The organism is Paenibacillus endophyticus, from assembly GCF_014192395.1.
Classification (GTDB): Bacteria; Bacillota; Bacilli; order Paenibacillales; family Paenibacillaceae; genus Pristimantibacillus; species Pristimantibacillus endophyticus.
In genome coordinates, this window is record NZ_JACHXW010000014.1 from 1 (window position 1) to 19,726 (window position 19,726).

At 51.8% G+C, this 19,726-nt stretch carries 9 protein-coding genes; all 9 read right to left on the minus strand.

The window, feature by feature from the left end:
• Positions 1–157: 157 nt before the first annotated feature.
• Positions 158–625, minus strand: coding sequence for an MEKHLA domain-containing protein (locus FHS16_RS20350; RefSeq protein ID WP_246431866.1), 468 nt, complete (start codon positions 623–625; stop codon positions 158–160).
• 98 nt (positions 626–723) lie between these two features.
• Positions 724–1,152 carry a disulfide oxidoreductase gene (locus tag FHS16_RS20355; protein ID WP_183566915.1) on the minus strand — a complete coding sequence of 143 codons (429 nt, stop codon included), beginning with the start codon at positions 1,150–1,152 and terminating at the stop codon, positions 724–726.
• 467 nt (positions 1,153–1,619) lie between these two features.
• Positions 1,620–2,900 (minus strand): glycoside hydrolase 5 family protein, encoded by a 1,281-nt coding sequence (locus FHS16_RS20360; RefSeq protein WP_183566918.1) that lies wholly within the window; start codon positions 2,898–2,900, stop codon positions 1,620–1,622.
• A gap of 26 nt (positions 2,901–2,926) precedes the next feature.
• Positions 2,927–5,560, minus strand: coding sequence for a glycoside hydrolase family 2 protein (locus FHS16_RS20365; RefSeq protein WP_183566921.1), 2,634 nt, complete (start codon positions 5,558–5,560; stop codon positions 2,927–2,929).
• 12 nt (positions 5,561–5,572) lie between these two features.
• Complete coding sequence (locus FHS16_RS20370; RefSeq protein ID WP_183566924.1) at positions 5,573–6,403, minus strand: carbohydrate ABC transporter permease; 831 nt, start codon at positions 6,401–6,403, stop codon at positions 5,573–5,575.
• 3 nt (positions 6,404–6,406) lie between these two features.
• Positions 6,407–7,291 carry a carbohydrate ABC transporter permease gene (locus tag FHS16_RS20375; protein WP_183566927.1) on the minus strand — a complete coding sequence of 295 codons (885 nt, stop codon included), beginning with the start codon at positions 7,289–7,291 and terminating at the stop codon, positions 6,407–6,409.
• Between the two features lie 106 nt (positions 7,292–7,397).
• Entirely contained in the window at positions 7,398–8,711 is a 1,314-nt protein-coding gene (locus FHS16_RS20380; RefSeq protein WP_183566930.1) for an ABC transporter substrate-binding protein, read from the minus strand.
• A gap of 593 nt (positions 8,712–9,304) precedes the next feature.
• A complete protein-coding gene (locus FHS16_RS20385) occupies positions 9,305–10,360 on the minus strand; it encodes a LacI family DNA-binding transcriptional regulator (protein ID WP_183566933.1) in 1,056 nt (351 codons plus the stop codon).
• 453 nt (positions 10,361–10,813) lie between these two features.
• The gene (locus FHS16_RS20390) at positions 10,814–19,675 is read right to left on the minus strand and encodes a glycosyl hydrolase (protein ID WP_183566936.1); all 8,862 of its coding nucleotides are present in this window, start codon (positions 19,673–19,675) and stop codon (positions 10,814–10,816) included.
• Between the last annotated feature and the right edge of the window lie 51 nt (positions 19,676–19,726).

A 19,726-nucleotide genomic window follows, 5' to 3' on the forward strand; every position in this document is an offset into this window, starting at 1 on the left:
TTTGATTAACAACCGGCCCCGTAAATGTCTAGGGTGGAGGTCGGCTCACGAAGCTTTCATGGACGAGGTGTCGCACTTAGCTTGACAATTCGTCAAAAACAGCTCCCCCGTAGTTAACCTACTAGAGAACTGCTCGCTTGCTGCTTCAAATTCAAGCTTACAAATATTGATATTCCGAGAACGTGGCAGCTTGTCCATGATAGGCGCCGGCATCGTCAACCAAATTCCACACCGTTGCGTTCACGATATAGAAGCGCCGGCCTGAGCTTGATATCCGTATGCCGGTGTAATTGTCGACATAGCCGTTTGCCGTTACCGCTTCAAAAAAACGGTCCCGCTCCTCTCGCTCCATCGGCTCTGCCGTCAGACGGGAGGGCGTGCTTGTGAATCGTTCCCATTCCATATCCCAAAGCTCAAGCCCTCGGCGGTTCCCGTAATTCAGAATCGGATCTGCTTCGGTCCCATGAGACAAGATAACGATAGACGCTTCGAATAGCTGCTCCTTCACGCTCTCGCTCTGGACAAGCGGCAGAAGCGCTTTCCCCGTCCATTTCCTATAGCTTTCTACTAGCAGCCTTGCATGCGCCTCGGTTGCCCCTGCACCTGACTGCGGCAATGGCATCATCGTTGCTCCTCCCTGTTGTTTCGCTTCCATTTATATATCATGGGGAGCCGCACATGTCCACTAGCCTGAGCTGGCATCCGCTCAAGGCTAAGCCGCCGCTAAACGCGGTTCAAGCTGCGCAGGCGCAGCAGCGCCGTTAGAATTATAAGAAAAGCGACAAGTGCCAGCATTGGAATCGTAATAAAGCCGAACCAATTCAAATAATCGCCCTGACAAGAAACGGGTCCGCACGAAGCTAGCGGCGAATCATGCGGTAGCTTCTGCAGTACCGTGTGGTAGAGCGAGAATCCTCCCCCGATTACAACTAACGGCAATGCATAGGAGACGATGCCCGTGTCCCCCTTGGAATAAGCGATACCGAGCAACAGAGCCAGCGGATACATAAAGATGCGCTGGAACCAACAGAGGCTGCAAGGTGCAAAATGCATAACCTCACTCAAATACAAGCTTCCAGCCGTCGCAAGCACGGCTGTTGCCCAAGCTGCGAACAGCCAAAACGACTTTTTCTTTTCTAACGAATCTTCCACAATGTTTTCCTCGCCTTCCCTTTAGCTCCTCATGCGCAATCTTATGTTTATTTTCGCTCATTGGAAGGCGGTTCGGCATGACTCGAAAGGGCTACTCGGGACAGCTTAATCAAATATTCATATCCTTGCTTGCGGGATATACCCGCAGCAGTTTCATGGGGAAGACAACTACGCGTTATACGTTATACCCGAACGCAACTTAATCGAATATGAACCCATGTCCTGCAGGCGCATCAAGCTCAACAGCCATTACAGGCTCCTTCATTAAATCAACAGAAGCAAGCAAACAAGCGTAAACGGCTGTTGCCGTCCTCTGTGGCAAAAGCAGTCGTTTCGCGGAGATCCATAAGCACATTTATAGGTGAAAACATATAAAATCTTATATATTAAATAAGGCTGCTCCAGAAGGCACTCGCCTTTTGGAACAGCCCTGCTATTCGTATCTATCGCAAAATACCTCTTCTTTGTTAAAAAGGATTGGACTTATATACGCTCGAATATACGCCTGCCTCGCCTGATAAGCTGTGCGCCTTGACCCGGTAATAGGCTTCCTTCGTATGAATACGGGTCGGATCGATCCACGTCCCGGCATGCTGCACCGGCTGCTTATCGTATACGATACGCCACGGACCGCCTTCGCCCTCCGTAGATTTCTCGATCGTATAATAGGCTGCCCCTACCGTTCCGCGAATTTTTACGGCAGCGGCAGCGGCCGTTATGACCGGAGCATCCGGCAGCGAAGTCTCAGGAAGCGATCGTCCGCTCATCCGAAATGCATGCTCTCTCAGCTGTTGAATACGCTGCTGCAGCTCCTCGTTGATGCCGCAGCCGGGATAATGAACGGCAAAGCCGTCATAATGCTGTACGTACCCGCCTTCGTCGTGATGGCCGAACAAAGACCAGAAGCATGTGCCGGAGACAGCCTCTTCTATTTCTGCAGCAGTAAGGAAAGCTTGCAGATCGCAATCCGGCCAGCCGTACTCGCCCGCTATATAAACCTTGCCGGCAGCCTGCACCGCTCTCGCATCCCTCAGCAGCTCTTCGGCATTCGCCGGATAATAATGAACGTCAAGAATATCCAAGCTCGGAATCGCTATTTTATCGGCATCGAGCTGGAATTGCTTGCCATGGGCGGTTAAGTGGCGCGGCGCTATTTGTTTCAGGAACGTGCATATCTCCTCTACCCAAGCAGCCGGGGCATCGTTAAGCTCATTGCCAAGCTCCCATGCCAGAATCATCGGGTCATCCTTGTAGGCAATGCCCGTATACGAATTAACCCGGTTAACAATCGTATAGATATACGCTTTGAAATCCCGTACGACTTCTTCGTCCGTATAGAAGGCATTCGGATCCTCAAGCCCTCTCCAGCCCGTAAACGTCGATCGGCCGCCATGATAGTAGCTCCAATTGCATACGAACGGAATAATGAGCCGCAGTCCGCGCCTCCCCGCTTCCTTAATCGCAAAGTCAACTCTGCGGAAGGCTTCCTCATTGTATTCGCCAAGCTTAGGCGACAAGGCCTTTGGGCAGCCTTGAGAGGCCGCCATCGTATGCGAGCGTACGACCGTTGCGCCCATCTCCTTCGCTGTATCGAGCGCGTCAATGACGCGGAACGGAGTCGGCCAATCGATCCCGCCCACATTCTCGTCAAGGCCAAGCCAATAAATATTAGGGCCGCCGAAGCGGAATGGCTTGGCGCCTTCCATCAGCCTGGACCCTTCCCGCTTTATAAATGGCTGCTGTGTCATCAGTTATCAATCCCTGCTTTATATGATTAATCTTTCATGTCGGTAAATGAATAGAATCGCACATCCGGCAACAACAGCTGCAGCTCCGTCCCCATCGGCTCCTGTGCCCTTTCTGCAAACAACTCCTCTGCTCGCCTGCGGCAGGTTACCGTGACGAGGCGCTGCTCGCCGGGAAACAACGTGAAATGACTGGCGCTTGCCGTCAGCCAATAACAGTCGCTCTTCTCCTCCGCATGGACATGCAGCGCTGCTTGATGTCCTTCGTTGCGAACGATAAAACTGCTTTGAAGCGCTCCCTCCGGCAGTCCTTCACCAGAGTCGGCTGTTTGCCATGGCTGGATCAGCTTCGCGGATAGGTTCGCAGCGGTGTCCGTCCACGCACCTGCATAGAGGGCTCCTGAGCGGGTGGAGAAAATATATACTCCGCGATCCTGCTCTCCTGCTTGCTCGAAGCGCAGCTGCACATAGAATAATCCATCCTCCACATGCGGCGCTTGAACGATAAGAAAACCGATTTGGAGCGCTGCATTCCGCTGCGTCTTCCCGCTGAACGATTGCTCATGAATGAGATTCCCCCGGCTGTCCAGCACCTGTGCAAGAACGGTACAAGTCTCTCCGCTAGCGTCTGTCATGACATACACGGGCAGAATGAGCTGCTCATCCGGCAAATAATCCAGCTTTCGGTAATCAATCCAGGCATGCTTGGGAGCAAACGCCTCGCGCACCCAATAGTAGGCCATCTTTGCTTCATTGTAATAATCGATTAAATTGGTGCAGCTGACATTCGGCCAAGGCTCATTCATCTGCCAGATGAGGCTGCCGCTGTTTCGAAAGGCCCTACGGCGATTCGATTGCAAAATAAAACGAAGACCTTCGGCCTGCATCCACTGGCTGGCAGCCGAGAATGCGGATAAATGTGCCAGCTTGCCGAACAGCTCTGTATCGCGGTCATACGTATCCCACCATTCGCCGTGATGACGCCAAACCAGGCTCTCCTTCATCGAAACGGGCTTGCGATGCTGCTCGCCGATGAACTTGCGGATGCTCTTCACCGCGCTCAGGCCATCGACGCCAAACTCGCTGTGAAACAGATGGTCTGCCTCGCTGTACAACTCATAATGCACCGGATTCCCTTGATACTTCCAATGTCCGTGCACATCATGACTGATGCCTTTCTCGGCTGTAATGTACTGGACCGGCCCCGAAGCCGAGGTCGGCAGAAACAGCCGCTGGCTGTCATGCTGCTGGACCAGCTGCTTCAGCATGGCGAGATTCTCGTCCTCATACGTGGACGGCACGTTCGGCTCGCTCATCAGCTCATTGCCGCCGCTCCATATGGTCAGGCTGACGTGGCTCCGCCTTGTCTTCAGCGCTTGCAGGGCTGTTCGCTCCAGCAGCCTCAGAAATTCCGGCCGCTTGGACGGTATGTTGTCTATGCCGGAGCTCGATTGAATGAATTCCTGCCAGATCATAATGCCGTGCTGATCGCAAAGCTCGTAGAGCATGCTTTTCTCAATAATCCCGCCGCCCCAGATGCGCAGCATATTCATATTCGCATGCTTCACCGCGTGCACGAGCCACTCGTAACGTTCCCGGCCAACGTTTCCATACAGGTGATCGAGCGGCGTAATATTAGCGCCTCTCAAGTAGATCTTAATGCCATTGACAATAACCGTATAAGGCAAAGCGTCCTGCGGACTTTCTTCATTCCGTGCATAGGCAAGGCTGCGAATGCCTGCTCGAAGCCGCTGCCGATCATAGATAATCGATTCGCCATGCACTGTAACCATGACCTCATATAGAGGCTGCTCACCGTAACCATTCGGGTACCATAGTTGCGGACGTTCGATGCTGATGTCTATTTTTTGCAAGTTATGGGCATCTCTTACCTGTTGCGTGCAGCTCGCCGCTTCGGCACCGCTCGGGTCGGTTATCTGGACAGTCAGCCATAAATCATCGACCTGCTCAACAATCTCCTCGATCGCGACGGCAAGCTTGATGTGGCCGTCGCCATCCTTCACATCGGTATGGAGCGCTGTTTCGCCGATTGCATACGCTTGTTTGACAATGAAGCAAATATCATCCCAGATTCCGACGTTGACCAGCCGCGTCGAGAAATCCCATTTGTAGTTGAAGCGGCTTTTCTGCGTGAACGTGTCCGAGGTTTTGCCGATTTGCCCCATTTCATCCGGCGCATGCTTTAGCACGATCATAAGCTCACCCGACTGACGACCGCGCGTTTGTTCAGAAGTCATAACAAAACGCGCCGGCTCGTACATGCCTTTGTGCTCGCCAAGCAGCTCTCCGTTCCAATAAATAAGCGCCTCGTAGTCCAGCCCTTTGCACAGCAGCTCCAGCCGTTTGCCTTTCACCTCCGGAACCGGGACCTCTGCTTTGTATACCCACCACCGATTCTCGACCCACTCGCAGCTGAGGCTGTTTAAGTCGATGTACGGATTATCGATCAGGCCTGCTCGAAATAAATCCTGATGCACGCCGCCCGGCACCGTCGCCGGCATCCAATCGGTCACGCCAAGCAGCTCATCGCCGATCTCCATGCTTGTTCCTTTTAGCGGCACCCACGGCCAGAAGCCCTTCAGCTCCCATTGGCAGTGGCGAAGCGAATGCTCCTGTGGTTCGAATAACTCGTCTCGCTGCATCACGCTTCCTCCTTACCCTTTCACCGCGCCGTTTGTCACGCCGGAGAATATATATTTCTGCAGGAACAAATAAAGCAGCACCGTCGGGATCATGATGATCAGAATTGCCGCGCATATGTTGCCCCACTGCGCTTGGTTGTTGCCCGCAAAGCGCATGATCGACGTAGAAACGACGACCAGCTCCTGCTTCGGCATATACAGAAACGGAATGTAGAGCTCGTTGTAGATGTTGATTGTTTTCAAAATAATAAGCGTGGCCGTTGCCGGACCGAGCAGCGGGAAAATGATGCCCGCATAAATGCGGAATAAGCTGGCCCCATCCATCATCGCGCTCTCATCGAGCTCGTATGGAATATTTTTAATAAATTGCAGGTAGATGTAGATCTGGATCACATCCGCCCCGATGAACAGCAGAATAGGGGCGTACAGCGAGTTGTATAGGCCCATGGATTGAATGAGCGAGAAAACAACGACCTGCGTCGTAATTGTCGGAATAATCGTAGCGACGAGAAAGGCGCCAAGGATTTGCGTTTTCCCCTTGAACTCAATCCGCCCGATCGCATATGCCACCATGGTGCCCAGCAGCACGTTGCCAGCTAGCGATGCGATGACGATAACGAACGTATTCGAGAACGCCTGAAGGATGTCGGCGCGCTCGATCACCGTTGCAAAGTTGCTGAAGTTGAAGAAGCTCTCCGGAAGCGCAAACGGACTGGAGCCCTCGTTCTCCGTCTTGAAAGCATTCACAAGCACCACATAAGGCGGGAACAATACGACGAAGGTCGCGAGCACGAGCAGCAAATATTTCAGTACATGGATGGGATCGAACCGTTTCGCTTGCATTCGTTATTCCCCTTTCCGGTTGATGACTGCATTCTGAATGCCAAGAATAAGAACGGTAAATAGCAGCAGCACGACGCTCATCGCGGAGGCCAAGCCGTAATTGTTGAACTGGAACGCGGTTTCGATCGTCTTGAGCAGGAACGTTTCGCTTGCGCCCGCAGGTCCGCCCTTTGTCAGCACGAACGGCAGATCGAATACGGCAAGCGCTCCGCTTAACGTTAGGAACATATTAAGTTGAATGATTTTGGTCAAATTCGGGATGGTTAAGTACCATAACGTCTGGAAGCGGTTGGAGCCGTCAATTTTGGCCGCTTCATACATATCGCCTGGAATCGACTGCATCGCGCCCAGATAAATAACCATGTTGTAGCCCATAAACCGCCAGAAGCCGATCGATGCAAGCGAGAAGTTAACAAGCGACATATCGCCGAGCCAGCTTTGCTGAAGCGAAGATAGCCCGATCATGCCCAGCAAGCTGTTAAGCGAACCGTTTGTCGTATCGAAAACATACTGGAACATGAAAGCGACTGCTACGGCGTTCATAATAAAGGGAAGAAACAGCATGACGCGAAATACGTTTCTTCCACGAAGTTTCGAGTTGAGAATAACCGCGAACACGATGGCGATTATATTTTGGATGACACCAATGATGACGTACGGGATTTGATGGATAAATACGCCGAATAGATCGGAATTCGTGAAAATTTCTTTATAATTGCTTAGGCCCAGCCACTCACTGCTTTTGCTGATGCCGTTCCAGTCCGTGAAACTTAAGTAAATTAATTTGACGGCTGGGTAATACGTGAATAAACAAAGCAAGGCAAGCGGGATCGATAGGAAACTGATCAGAATTAGCTTTCGTTGCGCTTTGTATGACAGGGCGTTCATCGTTCCACTCCATTTCTCATCCAAAAAGGGCTTATAGGTGCAAAGGGATGACCAGACGCTATCGCCGATCATCCGCTTTGCTTATCTGTCTATAGTAGAAATATGATTATTTCGCTACCGCTTTGCGTGCTTTTGCCCAGCTTTCGTTGTATTTGTCTAGAATCGACTGCGGGTCCTTCGACAATACGAACTCCTGTACCATCGCTTCTTTCGTAATTTGCGCTTTGTTGACAATGTCCGTTGCAGCCGCATCGTCGGCAACCGCTTCGATGTATGTCGGGTTGAAGGAGTTGAACTCCGACAGCTGCGGAACTTTCGGCTCTTTATCCTTCAATACCGGGATAAAGCCTGCGAAGTCGTCAAAGCCGGAATCCTCGACCATCCATTTCACGAATGCTTTGGCAGTCGCGAGGTTTTTGCTGTTTTTGTTCACGCCATACGCCCAGTCAGGTGCAAGCGCTACATTGGTTTTTCCGGAATTGTCATATGGAAGCGGGAAGAATCCGACGTTGTCTGAAGTCGTTCCGCTGTCCGCTACCTGCGGGATAACCCAGTTGCCAAGCATGTACATCGCGAATTTGCCGCTGGCAATATCTTTTTTCGATTGCTCCCAATTCGTTGAGTTAACGTCCGGCTCCAGGTAGCCTTTTTCATACATGGTACGGATGATGGTCATCGCTTGACCGTAAGCATTGTCCATTGCAAAAGGCGCGTCCGTGTCTTTGCGCTCGTTGTTGAGGTTGGCATTGCCGGCGATTGATGTCGCAACCTCAGATGCCCATGGATAAAGCGTCCATTGATCCTTAAAGTTGGATGCAAGCGGTACGATGCCCTTCGCTTTCAGCTTCTCTGCCGCAGCATAGAAAGCATCGAGCGTCGTTGGAATTTCAGTAATGCCTGCGTCCGCGAACGCTTTTTTGTTGTACACGATGCCCGTTGTGCTAGCGCCTGCGGAGATGCCGTATACTTTGCCGTCATGTCCTTTGAAATCCTTGAAGTAGATTCGGTCGTTCAGACCGATATCATCGAGCGGCGCAAAATATTGCGGAAGCTCGGAGTTCGGAATCGTTGGAATAAGAACAACGTCCGGGAATTCGCCTGACGCGATACGGATTTTCGTCGTTTTGTCGAGGTCGGTTACCGCTTCGAATTTCACTTCCGCGTTCGGGTATTTTTCTTTGAAACGTTTCGCGTAGTCTACATATTCCTTGTCGATCATGTCCGTACGGTTGGTCAGGAACGTAACTGTACCGCTGATGTCGCTTTCCGCGCCGCCTTCGTTATTTGCGCTCGTTTCGTTGGTTGCGTTGTTTGCTGGAGCATTCGTTGCCTCTGCTGGCTTGTTGTTGTTTCCTCCGCATGCTGCCAATAGAGCAACGAGCATCATAAGCGTTAGAACAGACAATAATGGCTTCTTCATTGTGCTTCCCCCTAATAAATATGGTATCGTTTACATTTGAAATTTTAACATACTGAAACTTATAATTCAACATATTTAAATTTAAATAAACAAATATTATATTTTTAAACATTTGGTAATGGAAATGTTGCTTTTGGCGGGGGCATAGGAGGGCTCGGCGGCTCTAGGCAGCTCCCTAAGAACCTATAGGTTCTTACAGGCGCTCAGGCTGGTTAGTTTGGAAGCTGTAAGCACCTATTTGCGCTTGCAGCTGCTTTTCGTGGGAACACGGTAGGTGCGGCGGCGTGGGGATACTGGTGGCGAGATTGGGTGACGAAGCGACTCTCGGCGGCTCTTTAAGAACTTATAGATTCTTACAGGCGCTCAGGCTGGTTGGTTTGGAGGCTGTAAAAGCACCTATTTGCGCTTGCAGCTGTTTTTCGTGGGGACTCGGGTAGGTGCGGCGGCATGGGGATAATGGTGGCGAGACTGGTTGGCAAGGCTACATGGGGATACTGGTTGGCGAGGCGACTCTCGGCGGCTCTGTAAGAACCCATTGGTTCTTACAGGCGTTCAGGCTGGTTACATTAGAGGTTGTATGCACCTATTTGTGCTTATGGCTGCGCCTTGTCCAGCGTACCTACTGATGCGCGTTTGATAAGCTGAGTAGACAGCAGAACATGCTCAGGCGTCACGTCGGGGTTCTCGATGCGGCGCAAAATCATTTGGGCAGCACGGCTGCCGATATCTGCTTTAGGAACGCGTACTGTGGTGAGTTTCGGAGACATGATTTCCGTCAGCGTTAAATCGTCAAAGCCGATGACCGAGATATTCCCTGGGCAGCTAATGCCCCAATCACTGAGCAGCTTAAGCGATTCGAATGCCGTAAGGTCATTCGCACAGAATAGTGCGGTCACCGGCTGATCCGCTTTTACAAATCGGCTAAGTACCTTCGCAAATTCTGCCGCAACATACATCCCCGTGCCGCTAACCCCGATGCCTTCGACCGTAACCGCCGTGGCGTTGCTTGAGTTTTTCCGATTGAAATCCCGAATCGCTTCCTCAAAGCCTCGGCTTCTCTCCCGAAAGCTCCATGATGTATCGGCATCGCCAACGAAGCCCAGCTTTACATGGCCGGATTCAAGCAAATGGTTCGTAGCCTGATAAGAGCCAAGAAAGTTATTAGCAAGCACATGGTCAATCGATGACTCCAGTAGATTTGCATCAACCATAACGTAAGGAAAATCAGTTGCCGCCAATGCTTCGATATAGCTGTCCGGCAGATGGCCCATGACGATAGCTCCGTCCACCTTTTTCTCATAGATACTCGAAGGCAGGCCTTCTTTCGGCGACAAAGAGATATCAATGCTGGAGAGAATCATACTGAAGCTATGATTAGCCAGTTCTTTCTCGATACCATGTATGACCTTGCCCCAATACTCCATATCATCCAAATATGCACGCGGCATCAGCACCGCAAGATTGCCCGTACGTGAAGCAGGAATCGTCTTGCGCGAGGATTTCATACGATAGCCCATTTCCTCCGCTTTTGCCCATATCGTTTCCTTGGTTACTTCATTAACAGCGGGATCATTAGACAATGCCTTGGATACGAGCGCTTTGGACACGCCCAGCTCATCAGCTATTAATTGCAGCGTAATTTTTTTCATGTCCTGCGATTCCGTCCTTTCAACTGCCATACTCTATTTTAAACAATAGAACTTTTTTCAACATTTTTCAATAAAAAAACTACAATATTTCATTTAATTTAACGAATCACTACTCAACAGACTAAAAACACCTTATAAACCCTTCCTATGGTTTAACGCCGCAGCCATTTAGGCCCAGCTAGTCACTTGATATAATCGCTCATCCACTTTGCAAAGCATGACTCTTTTTCTAATCTCGCAACCACTTGAGGACAGGATGACACATTATTTAAGCCCAAACCATTTCGGTTCCGTACGAAATTCAACACATTTCGAAGACGCTTTCGCTCTGAACATCACATTGTATAATGGCGAAGCTAGAATCATACGAAGATTCAGCCTGTAATAGACGCGAACAAGCCGCGGGCTAATGCCCACGGCTTGTTCAGAGTACTTTATTCGAGTTTGGATCGTTTACTGAACGATTCGATCAGCAAACCGATGTAGAAGCGCTGCAACCTCAGCACGAGTCGATTTGCCCTGTGGATCCAGCAGGCCGCCGGTCTTTCCGGTAATCAGCTGTGCCTCAACCGCCCAGCGCATTGCTTCCTGCGCCCAATCGGATACCTGCGCCAGATCCGCAAATGCGGAATGCTCTGCGGTTTGCGGCTCTGCGCCTACAACTGCCGTATGCTCAGCGATATTCGCAACCGCGTAGCCGCGAAGCGTCGCGTAGCGATAAAGAATAGCGACCATCTGCTCGCGCGTAACCGCATCCTGCGGTCCGAACCGGCCGTTGCCGTATCCGGTCACGATGCCTTGCTCATCGGCCCATGCCGCAGCGGTTTCGTACCAGCTGCCGGAAGCAACGTCTGTGAAGCGATTAGCGACAGCAGCCGGTTCTCCCGCCAGTCGGTAAAGCACCGTCACGAGCATGGCGCGGGTCATTTGACCTTTTGGATCAAACGTTTTGGCGTTCACGCCAGAGAATAACCCGTCTTGCACGACATAAGACACACTGTCGTAGAACCATTGTCCCTTCTTCACATCTAAGAAAGGATTGCTCCATGCAGCAGTCTCATCATAACCAACCACATAATAAGAAAGATGATCTACTGAGAAGCGAATCGTCTGCGAATCTGCATCGTAGAGGCCCGGAACGCTCGACAGTTTCCCCAGTTCATCCAAATACCAAATCGCAACACCATCCCCCGACTCGCCTTTTTTCAGGACGTATGGCAGCGCAATGGTCAACTGACCCTCGAAAGATGTGATTTTGCGTCCTCCGCTGCTCATCGAAATATCGTATATCTTGTTGCTGCCCGCCGCTTTGAGCTGTTCAGCCGTAAGTTTGGTTGTGTTAACCGCTTCAAGTGTAATCGTCACACTCTGACCTGCCGCTTGCTTCGCAGCACCTAACAATGCCGCGAAATCCAGACTGACCGTCCCGCTCGGCAGCTTAAATGCTGCGCCTTTCTTAGACTCGGCCAGTTTTTGCAATACAGAGACCGCTACCTCCACAGAGGCTGCACCCGTTACGGCGCTTAAGTCAAAGCTTGCTTCTGCCGAAGCTTTGGCGAGAAGCAAGCTTAGCTTGCTGTCGGTAACCGTCAGCACGACGCGTGTTTCGATTAGGCTGTAAGGAATAGACACCGCCTCGCTGCCTATACCGACTTTTATAGCCGAATCAACTGCCGCACCTCCGCCACTGCTGCTCCCGCCAGCCCGGACCAAGCCATCATAGGCGGCCTTCACCGCTTGAAGCGCATGGTTCACCTCATCCTGCGTCGCGCCAGTGTTTCCTAGCACTTCCTTCGCCGCAGCAACAGCATGGGACAAAGCTTCCCAAGTGCTCGACGTATAATCGTTCGCAATCAGCAGGGCAGCTTCTGCAAGCTGCTCTTCAAGCTCGCTCCTATCCACCGGCGTTACCGAATTGTCACGCGTCGTAAATCGAGGCATGCCTTCGGTGCCTATGCTGTTCTGATAGAACTCCGCCATTGCCTCCATCGAATTGTAGTTCCACGTCCGTACTCCCCATGGCATCGCAATCGTCCAGTCAGGCTGTGCAGATTGCTCCGCCTGCGTCGGGAAGACAAAAGTTTCTCCTATGATCAGCGGCTTGCCGTCGGCATCGGCGATCCGCTTCGCCTGCTCATAATAACGCGTGGCATACCCGCCAACATCATAGAAATCAACGGAGAGAACATCGTAATACTGTTTGCCTGGACTAAAGCTGCTCCAATCATTCGCATCATACTCCGCAAGCCCGCCGTCAATTCCCTCATAGCGGTCGAACTTGGCATCTCCGTCGGCAAAGCCGTAATTATCCGGCAAATCCTGAATGTTCCATACCCAAACAATGTTGGAGAGGCCCTTTTCCTTTTCCATGTAATCGTGGAACATGCGATATAGCTGCGCACTGCCCTCTTCGCCCGGGCGTCCGCCCCACCAGAACACATGCTGGTTCATCTCATGGAATGGCCGCAGCATAATCGTGACGCCTGCGTCCTCCAACTGCTGCAAATACTTCGCGTATTCATCCATCCGAAGTTTCCAGTTCGTATTGAGCGGAGTCCCCTCCGTCATCAGCTCTTTCCACTGGTCATTATACAAGTAGCTGAAAATGCGGTTAGGACTTGGCATCGTTTCATGTGCCTGGTCTCCGCCCCAGTTGCCCTCGGACTCCTGCTGCACCGTATATTGCGGAGGAGATACATGGAACATAATCTGAACCAGATTCCCGTTGTTCCACTGGCGAATAACCTCATTAATCATATTCTGGCGGTACTGCACCGTCCCGCCTGTCAGGAAGTCCGCGCTGTACAGCGCTGGATAAACACCGAATTCATTCGCTACTCTCTGATGCAGCACGTCGTTGCTGCCCGGATTCGCATAGGACTGGTCATGATGCATGGCAGACAGCATACCTTTGCCGGTCAAATCCTTCAAATATTGAACGACATCCACCGCTTGCGGCAGCTTGCTTACGTTTATTTGCAGCTCGGCGTTAACATCGATCGTGTACGTTGTTCCATCCAAATAAAGCTTAGCCTGCTTGAGCATAACGCTTGTGCTGCCCTCGCTGAGAAAGTCACCTTTCGGAACAAATCCGGATCGGTTAGGCAGTACGGCTTCGTTCGTCGAAGCGTAACTAACCTGTACGATTTTGCCCCCGTCTGGCACGGAAGCATTGTTGTTCAACAGGGAAATCAGATTTCCGACTCCATCCGCCTGCACATTATTCGATTCAAAAGCAATTTCAGGGAGATCCGGCTTTTGATCAAATACGAGACTGATCTCGTCAAGCGTCAGCTTGCCGCCTGCCCCTCCTGCTACCTGATTCACATAGAGGGCAAAGCTAACGATGCCTTTCGTGTTCAGCGAGCCGCTGCCCTCTTTCCGCTTGAATGCCTCAATCGGAATGGTGAGATGCTGCGGTGCTGTAGATGCTGCGTCAAAGCCTGCGAACTGATTCAGATGAAGCTCGTAGGACGCGCCATCCGACAATTGAAGCAAAATATCCTGCCCCAAAGCGTCGTTCTGAATCCACAGCTCAATAGCCTTCAGGCCCGGCCAGTACCCATTCACCGGATGCGAGCGGCCGGAATAGCCATTCGTTAACGAATAAGTGAATGCCATCGCATTGTTCATGCTTTCCCCAAACGGCGACTTCACCAGTTCAACCGTATTGGCACCGCCATTCGTGTTGCGGGCATACGCATTTGCAAGCTCTGCACTGCTGGCGTAGGAGGAGAAATCATCCAGAACCATGCGGTAATCGCCTGCCTCGCCTTCCAGCGACTGCGCGAACAGCCAATCGAACGTCTTGATGCCGTATGTTTCGTCATAATAATTGTCCAGTACCGGCACCCATGAATGATGGCCGTCATAAGTGACGCCATTGTACACCATGTTCGCGAACTCGGTATACTTCACATTCGCTTGGCGGTTGGACAGCTCTTCATAAGCCTTTCGGCTGTTGGCCGCGCCGATCGTGCCGTCATTAGCGGCATGGAACAGCCACAATGGAATCTTCGTCAGCTTGTCATAGTCTCCTGCAGATAAATCCAAATTGCCCGGTACTGTAGTTGTGCTGCAGATCGGAACCGCGGCAGCATATAAGCCTGGCTCTTGCAGCAGCATTTTCCAAACCCTTGTACCGCCTGCAGATCCGCCAAGCAAATAGATCCGTGACGGGTCAATTTGGCTGTCGCTTGCAATCAGCTTTTTCACAAGCGCATTCGCTCCATCGACAATATCGTCGCTGGCGCCGTGGGCAGCGCTGAACTGCGGCGCCAATACGTACATGCCGCCATAGGCTGCTTGGGCAGCAGGCTCGGCGAACGCAATCGCCCCTTTGCTGGATAGGAGCGGCATCTCGCCGACGGAGCCTCTCTCGCCATTGCCGTGCAGCCATACGACCAAAGGATATTTTTCGCCAGCCTGCTTGGCCTTCGGGGTGAACAGATTATAGGCATGCTCGCCGTTGTCATCGCTATAAGTGCCTTGCGCAAATTCATCTACGATCAAATTAATCTGATCCTTAAACATGTAGCTGCTGTTGTAGGCCAGCTTAGTGCCGAATGCGGACTTCTGCTTGACCGTATAATCCAGCGTCAGCAGCGTCGTCAGCCGATTGACGCTATCCCATGCGGTAGTGGAGGCTTCCGCGAGGTCACGGCCCATTTTGAATTCCAGTATGGCATACCGACCGGTTTCAGTACCTGTTCCTGTCATCTGGCCGCTGTTGTTGACATAAGCCTTCGCAATCGTGCGCAAGCCGTCAAACGCCGTCGTGCCTGAGCTTGTCGTATGCTTCGCACTCACCTCAAACGTATTTGTATCAAGATCCGACGCGTTCATCTCCGTCCCCATATCGATGACGACGCCTTTCACATTCTGCCCCCAGTTCTGTACCTCGGTAACCAAATCGAAAGTAAACGTTTCTGTAAAGGCGCCGCTTCCGCCATCAACCGTGGAAGCAAAAACGGGCGTATCCAGAATAGACAGCGTGTTTTTGTAAAAGCCGCGGAGCTCCTCATCGGTGTTATATACCCAGGCATCGTCCGCCCAAGGCATCATCATCACGTAGTCGCTATACTTTGCGATACCAGCCGCATTCAGCAGCTTGAAGCTCTCGCCAATGCCGATTGGCTTCGGACCGTTACTCCCGCCTGCATCTGCAGCATATTGCCTCATCTGGGCGTAATATTGGTCGCCTTTGCTTCCCAGCCCGTTGGTGTAGGCATCCAGCGTCAAAACATCCCAATACTCGTTGCCCGGATTATAGTCGTTCCAGTTCAGGCGGTTGTCGAAATCCTGAACGTTCCACATCCAGATCAAATTGTCGAGCCCTTTCTCGTTGACCAAATAATCCTTGGTTAAGCGATAGAGCGCAGCGGTATTCTCCGGTATTCCCGCCCACCAGAAAGCGTGCTGATTCATTTCATGGAAAGGGCGTATCATCGGTACGACACCCGCATCCTCAAGCTGCTGCAAGTACGCTGCGTATTCGTTCAGCCGAAGCTTCCAATTGCTGTTCAGCTCTCCGCCATCCGTAAGCAGGCTTTCCCACTCGGCAGCTGTCAGATTCGTTTGAACCGCATTGCTGCTCCCCGACCAATCCGCGCCCTCTTTCTCCTCGGCAACCGTCCGCACCGGAGAAGTTACATGGAACATCAGGTTGATGAGCGCTCCGTCATTCCATTGCCGGATTGCCTCATCGATCATTTTTTGCCGGTTCGCTACATCATCCCTGAGGAAAAGAAAGTCGCCGCTCCAGATCGCTGGCGTAACTCCCGTCGTTTCCATGATGCGGTCGGTCGTTATACGCGGCCTCTCGTTCGGCTCTTTGTTGTGCATGGCCGACAGCGTCCCCTTTCCAGTCAAAGCCTTCAAATAGGCCAATATATTGACAGGCTCCGCAATCTTGCCGACGTCTATGCTGACTGCCTGATTCACGTCCATTACATATTGCTTATTGCCGGAGTAGATGGTCACCTGCTTGATCACTACATCGACTTCCCCCTCTGACCGGAATACGCCCTTCGAGGAGAATAACCCGTCATTCCTTAGAATATCGTCGCTGCTGCTCGTATACAGCACTTGGAAAATCGAGTGCGAATCGCCGGCATTGCCCGGAACAAGCGAAGTGACCGTCGTATTTTTCTTCAACAATGAAATAAGCGTATCATTGCCTGAAGCTGTCCAATCTGTATCTTGGAAAGCTACCTTAAAGCGCGGAGCTTCTTTTGCGGGCGCAAGCGTTGAATAAGAAACGCTGTCGAACAGCAGCGTTCCGCTGCGATGCTCGCCGCCCAGCTTTTTGACATAGAAGCCTAGTCCGCTGATGCTTGCCAAGTCTAGCTCAGTCCCTTTTTCAAGCGGTTTAAACGCCTCAATCGGTATTTCCAAATACTGCGCTTGCTTCGAAGTGGCGTCATAGCTTCGCAGATCAAGCAGATCGAATTCGAACCAGCTGCCGGCTGCTCCGGACTTAAGCCGCACGAGCACCGTCTGACCGCTGTTTCCATTGCCCTTGAACCACATCTTGATTGTTTTCGCTCCAGTGATGTCCATATTCAAGCTGCGGAGCGTTCCGGAGTAGCCCGAAGCGCTGCTTGTGTTATACGCCATGCTCAGCCCATTCGCGCCCCCTCCGCTAAAAGGCGATGTCTGCAAAGCCACCGTGTTGCTGCCTCCGCCTGAATCACGCTCGTATTCAGCTGTCAAAGCAGCCTGGCTTGCGTATCCTTCGAAATTCTCGATGTCCGATGTTCCGACCCTGCGCGTCTGAAATCTCGGTGTATCCCCAATTGCTAGATTGCTTTGATAAAAGGCTTTGATAGCATCCGCCGAATTTTCATTGAATGTATCGCCTGCCCAAGGCATGGCGAATACCCATTTGGGCTGCTGCGCAAGCTCTGCCTGCGTCGGAAGAACCCAGCACTCGCCGATCGCCATCGGCTTGCCGCCGGCTGCAGCAACCGCCTTGTCGTAATTAGACTGGGTATAACCTGCCGCATCGTACACATCAAGCGCAAAAACATCCCAATAGTCCGCGCCTGGGTCGAAGGCGGACCAGTCTGTTGCGTCATAGCCGTAAGCATCTCCGTAGCCAGCCGGTAGATCCTGTACGTCCCACACCCAGATCAGGTTGTCCAAACCCTTCCCGTCGACCAGGTAATCATGCGTCAATCGGTAGAGCGCTTTCGTATAAGAAGGATTGCCCGCCCACCAGAACACATGCTGATTCATTTCATGGAAAGGACGGAACATGACGGTAACGCCGGCATTCTTCAGCTGTACCAAGTACCGGTAATATTCATCCAGCCTTTTCTTCCAGTTTACATTCAGCTCTCCGCCGTCTGTTAGGAGGCTTTGCCACTGCGCTTCGCTCAGATAGGACTGCACGCCATCCTGATTGGCGACTGCTGCACGATCATCCCATTTGCTGCCGGCCTTCTCCTGCTCAACTGTCCGATTTGGCGGAGCTACATGCAGCATCATATTGACGAGCGAGCCGTCGTTCCACTGGCGTATCGCTTCATCGATCATCGTCTGCCTAGCTGCCACGTCACGGGCCTGGTACAGAAAATCTCCGCTCCAAATGGCCGGTGTTACCCCCGTCGAGCTGAGAATCCTGTCGGTAGATTCGCGCGGATTCGTATTCGGCTCTTTGTTGTGCATGGCCGTTAACAGCCCATTGCCCGATAGCTGATTCAAATAAGCCAGAACATCGACGGAAGCTTCCAGATTAGATACTTCTATTGTTATTTCGCCATCGATAGCTATCTCTTTCACCGCACCGTTTATTTGCGCAAGCACCGATTTCAGCTTTATGCGCACGTTTCCGGAAGAGTGAAAAACACCTTTATACGCGTAGCCTTCTGCATTCGCTAGAATAGCTGGGTTGCTGCTCTCGAATGAGACGCCAACCAACTGCCCGCCATCACTGACGTCAGCGTGCGCATTCAATACCTTCAGCAGGCTATCGCTTCCTTGCGCCGTCAGGCTCGTGCTGGTAAAAACAACCTCATCGCTCCCTACCGGTTTAGATCCAGCAGGTACATAGCGCACGAGATGGTCCAGCAGCAGGCTGGAGGACGCCGACAGCTCAGACGTTTTGTTCACGTATAAGCCAAACCCTGTCACTGTCTTCAGTTCCAAGACCATGCCTTCAGCTTTCGGTTTGAACGCTGTTAGCGGAATGATCAAATATTGCGGCTCCGTTGACTCAGGATTGAAGCTGCCGAGGTCATTCAAATGCGCTTCCATGGATGCATTAGCTCCGCTCGTAATCTGCAGCAAAACATCCTGGCCCAGCCCGTCGCCGGTAAACCACAATCCAATGGCGCCGGTGCCCGTCCAGTCTTGTCCGGCAACCGACTTAACCGCGCCGGTATAACCTGCGCTGTTGAACGCGGCCGCGTCATACGCGAAACTCATTGCTTTGCCTCCGTCAGCGGAAGCGGATGCGACGAGCGTCTTCGCATTCATTCCGCCGGACGAATTGGATGCCCAAACTGCGGACAAAGCCTCATCATCGGCATAGACATCAAACTCATCTATTGCGACCTCTTCCGCAAAAATCAGCTTCACCTCGTCAATGAAGGCGTTGCCCGTTCCAGAACCGCCCAAATACATCGAAAACGAAATGACATTTTCCGTACTCGGGAGCTTGGCGGCACCTCCTTTTAGCAAAAATTGATCAATGGGAATGACCAAATGCTGCGGGCTTGCGCTGCCGCTGTCGAAACCCGCATGCTTCTTCAGGTCAACCTCGTAGGAGGTACCCGGCCACGCATCGCCAATGTTCAGTTGTAGAATAGGACTCTGAGCCGGAGCAGGGAGCTGCACCCAAAGCTCGATTGCGGACAGTCCTTTCCACACGCCGTTCAGCGGCAGGCCGCCAACATCTCTTCGATGGATAACGCCGTTATATCCTTGGCTTAGGCTATATGAAAATTGCATCGCTTTGCCCAGCCCTTGGCCAAACGGGGATTCGACAAAGGAAATTGAGCCAACGCTCGGATTAAGATTGTAATTGCTTGCAGAGGCATCATTATAGTCATCCAACACGACTTTAAAATCTTCGTTCAAGTCTCCCAAGCTGCTTGGGTGTACCGCATTAAGCCCGAATACGCTTGTTGATCCGGCTGTTTGGGCTGTTTGTTCCAGCTCGGACACAGGTTCATCGTCTGTCAGCCCTTCAATCTGTACAGAGGGCTCCTCGCTGGCAAGCACGGCAACCGCATCTCCGAGCATCCCGAACACCATAACTAGCGATAGTAAAAGCGATAATGCCATCGAAAGCTTTCGTTTTCTTCGCATACCTGTAACACTCCTTTGTTCAAATCTCTAGAATCGCATGATTGTCTGTCA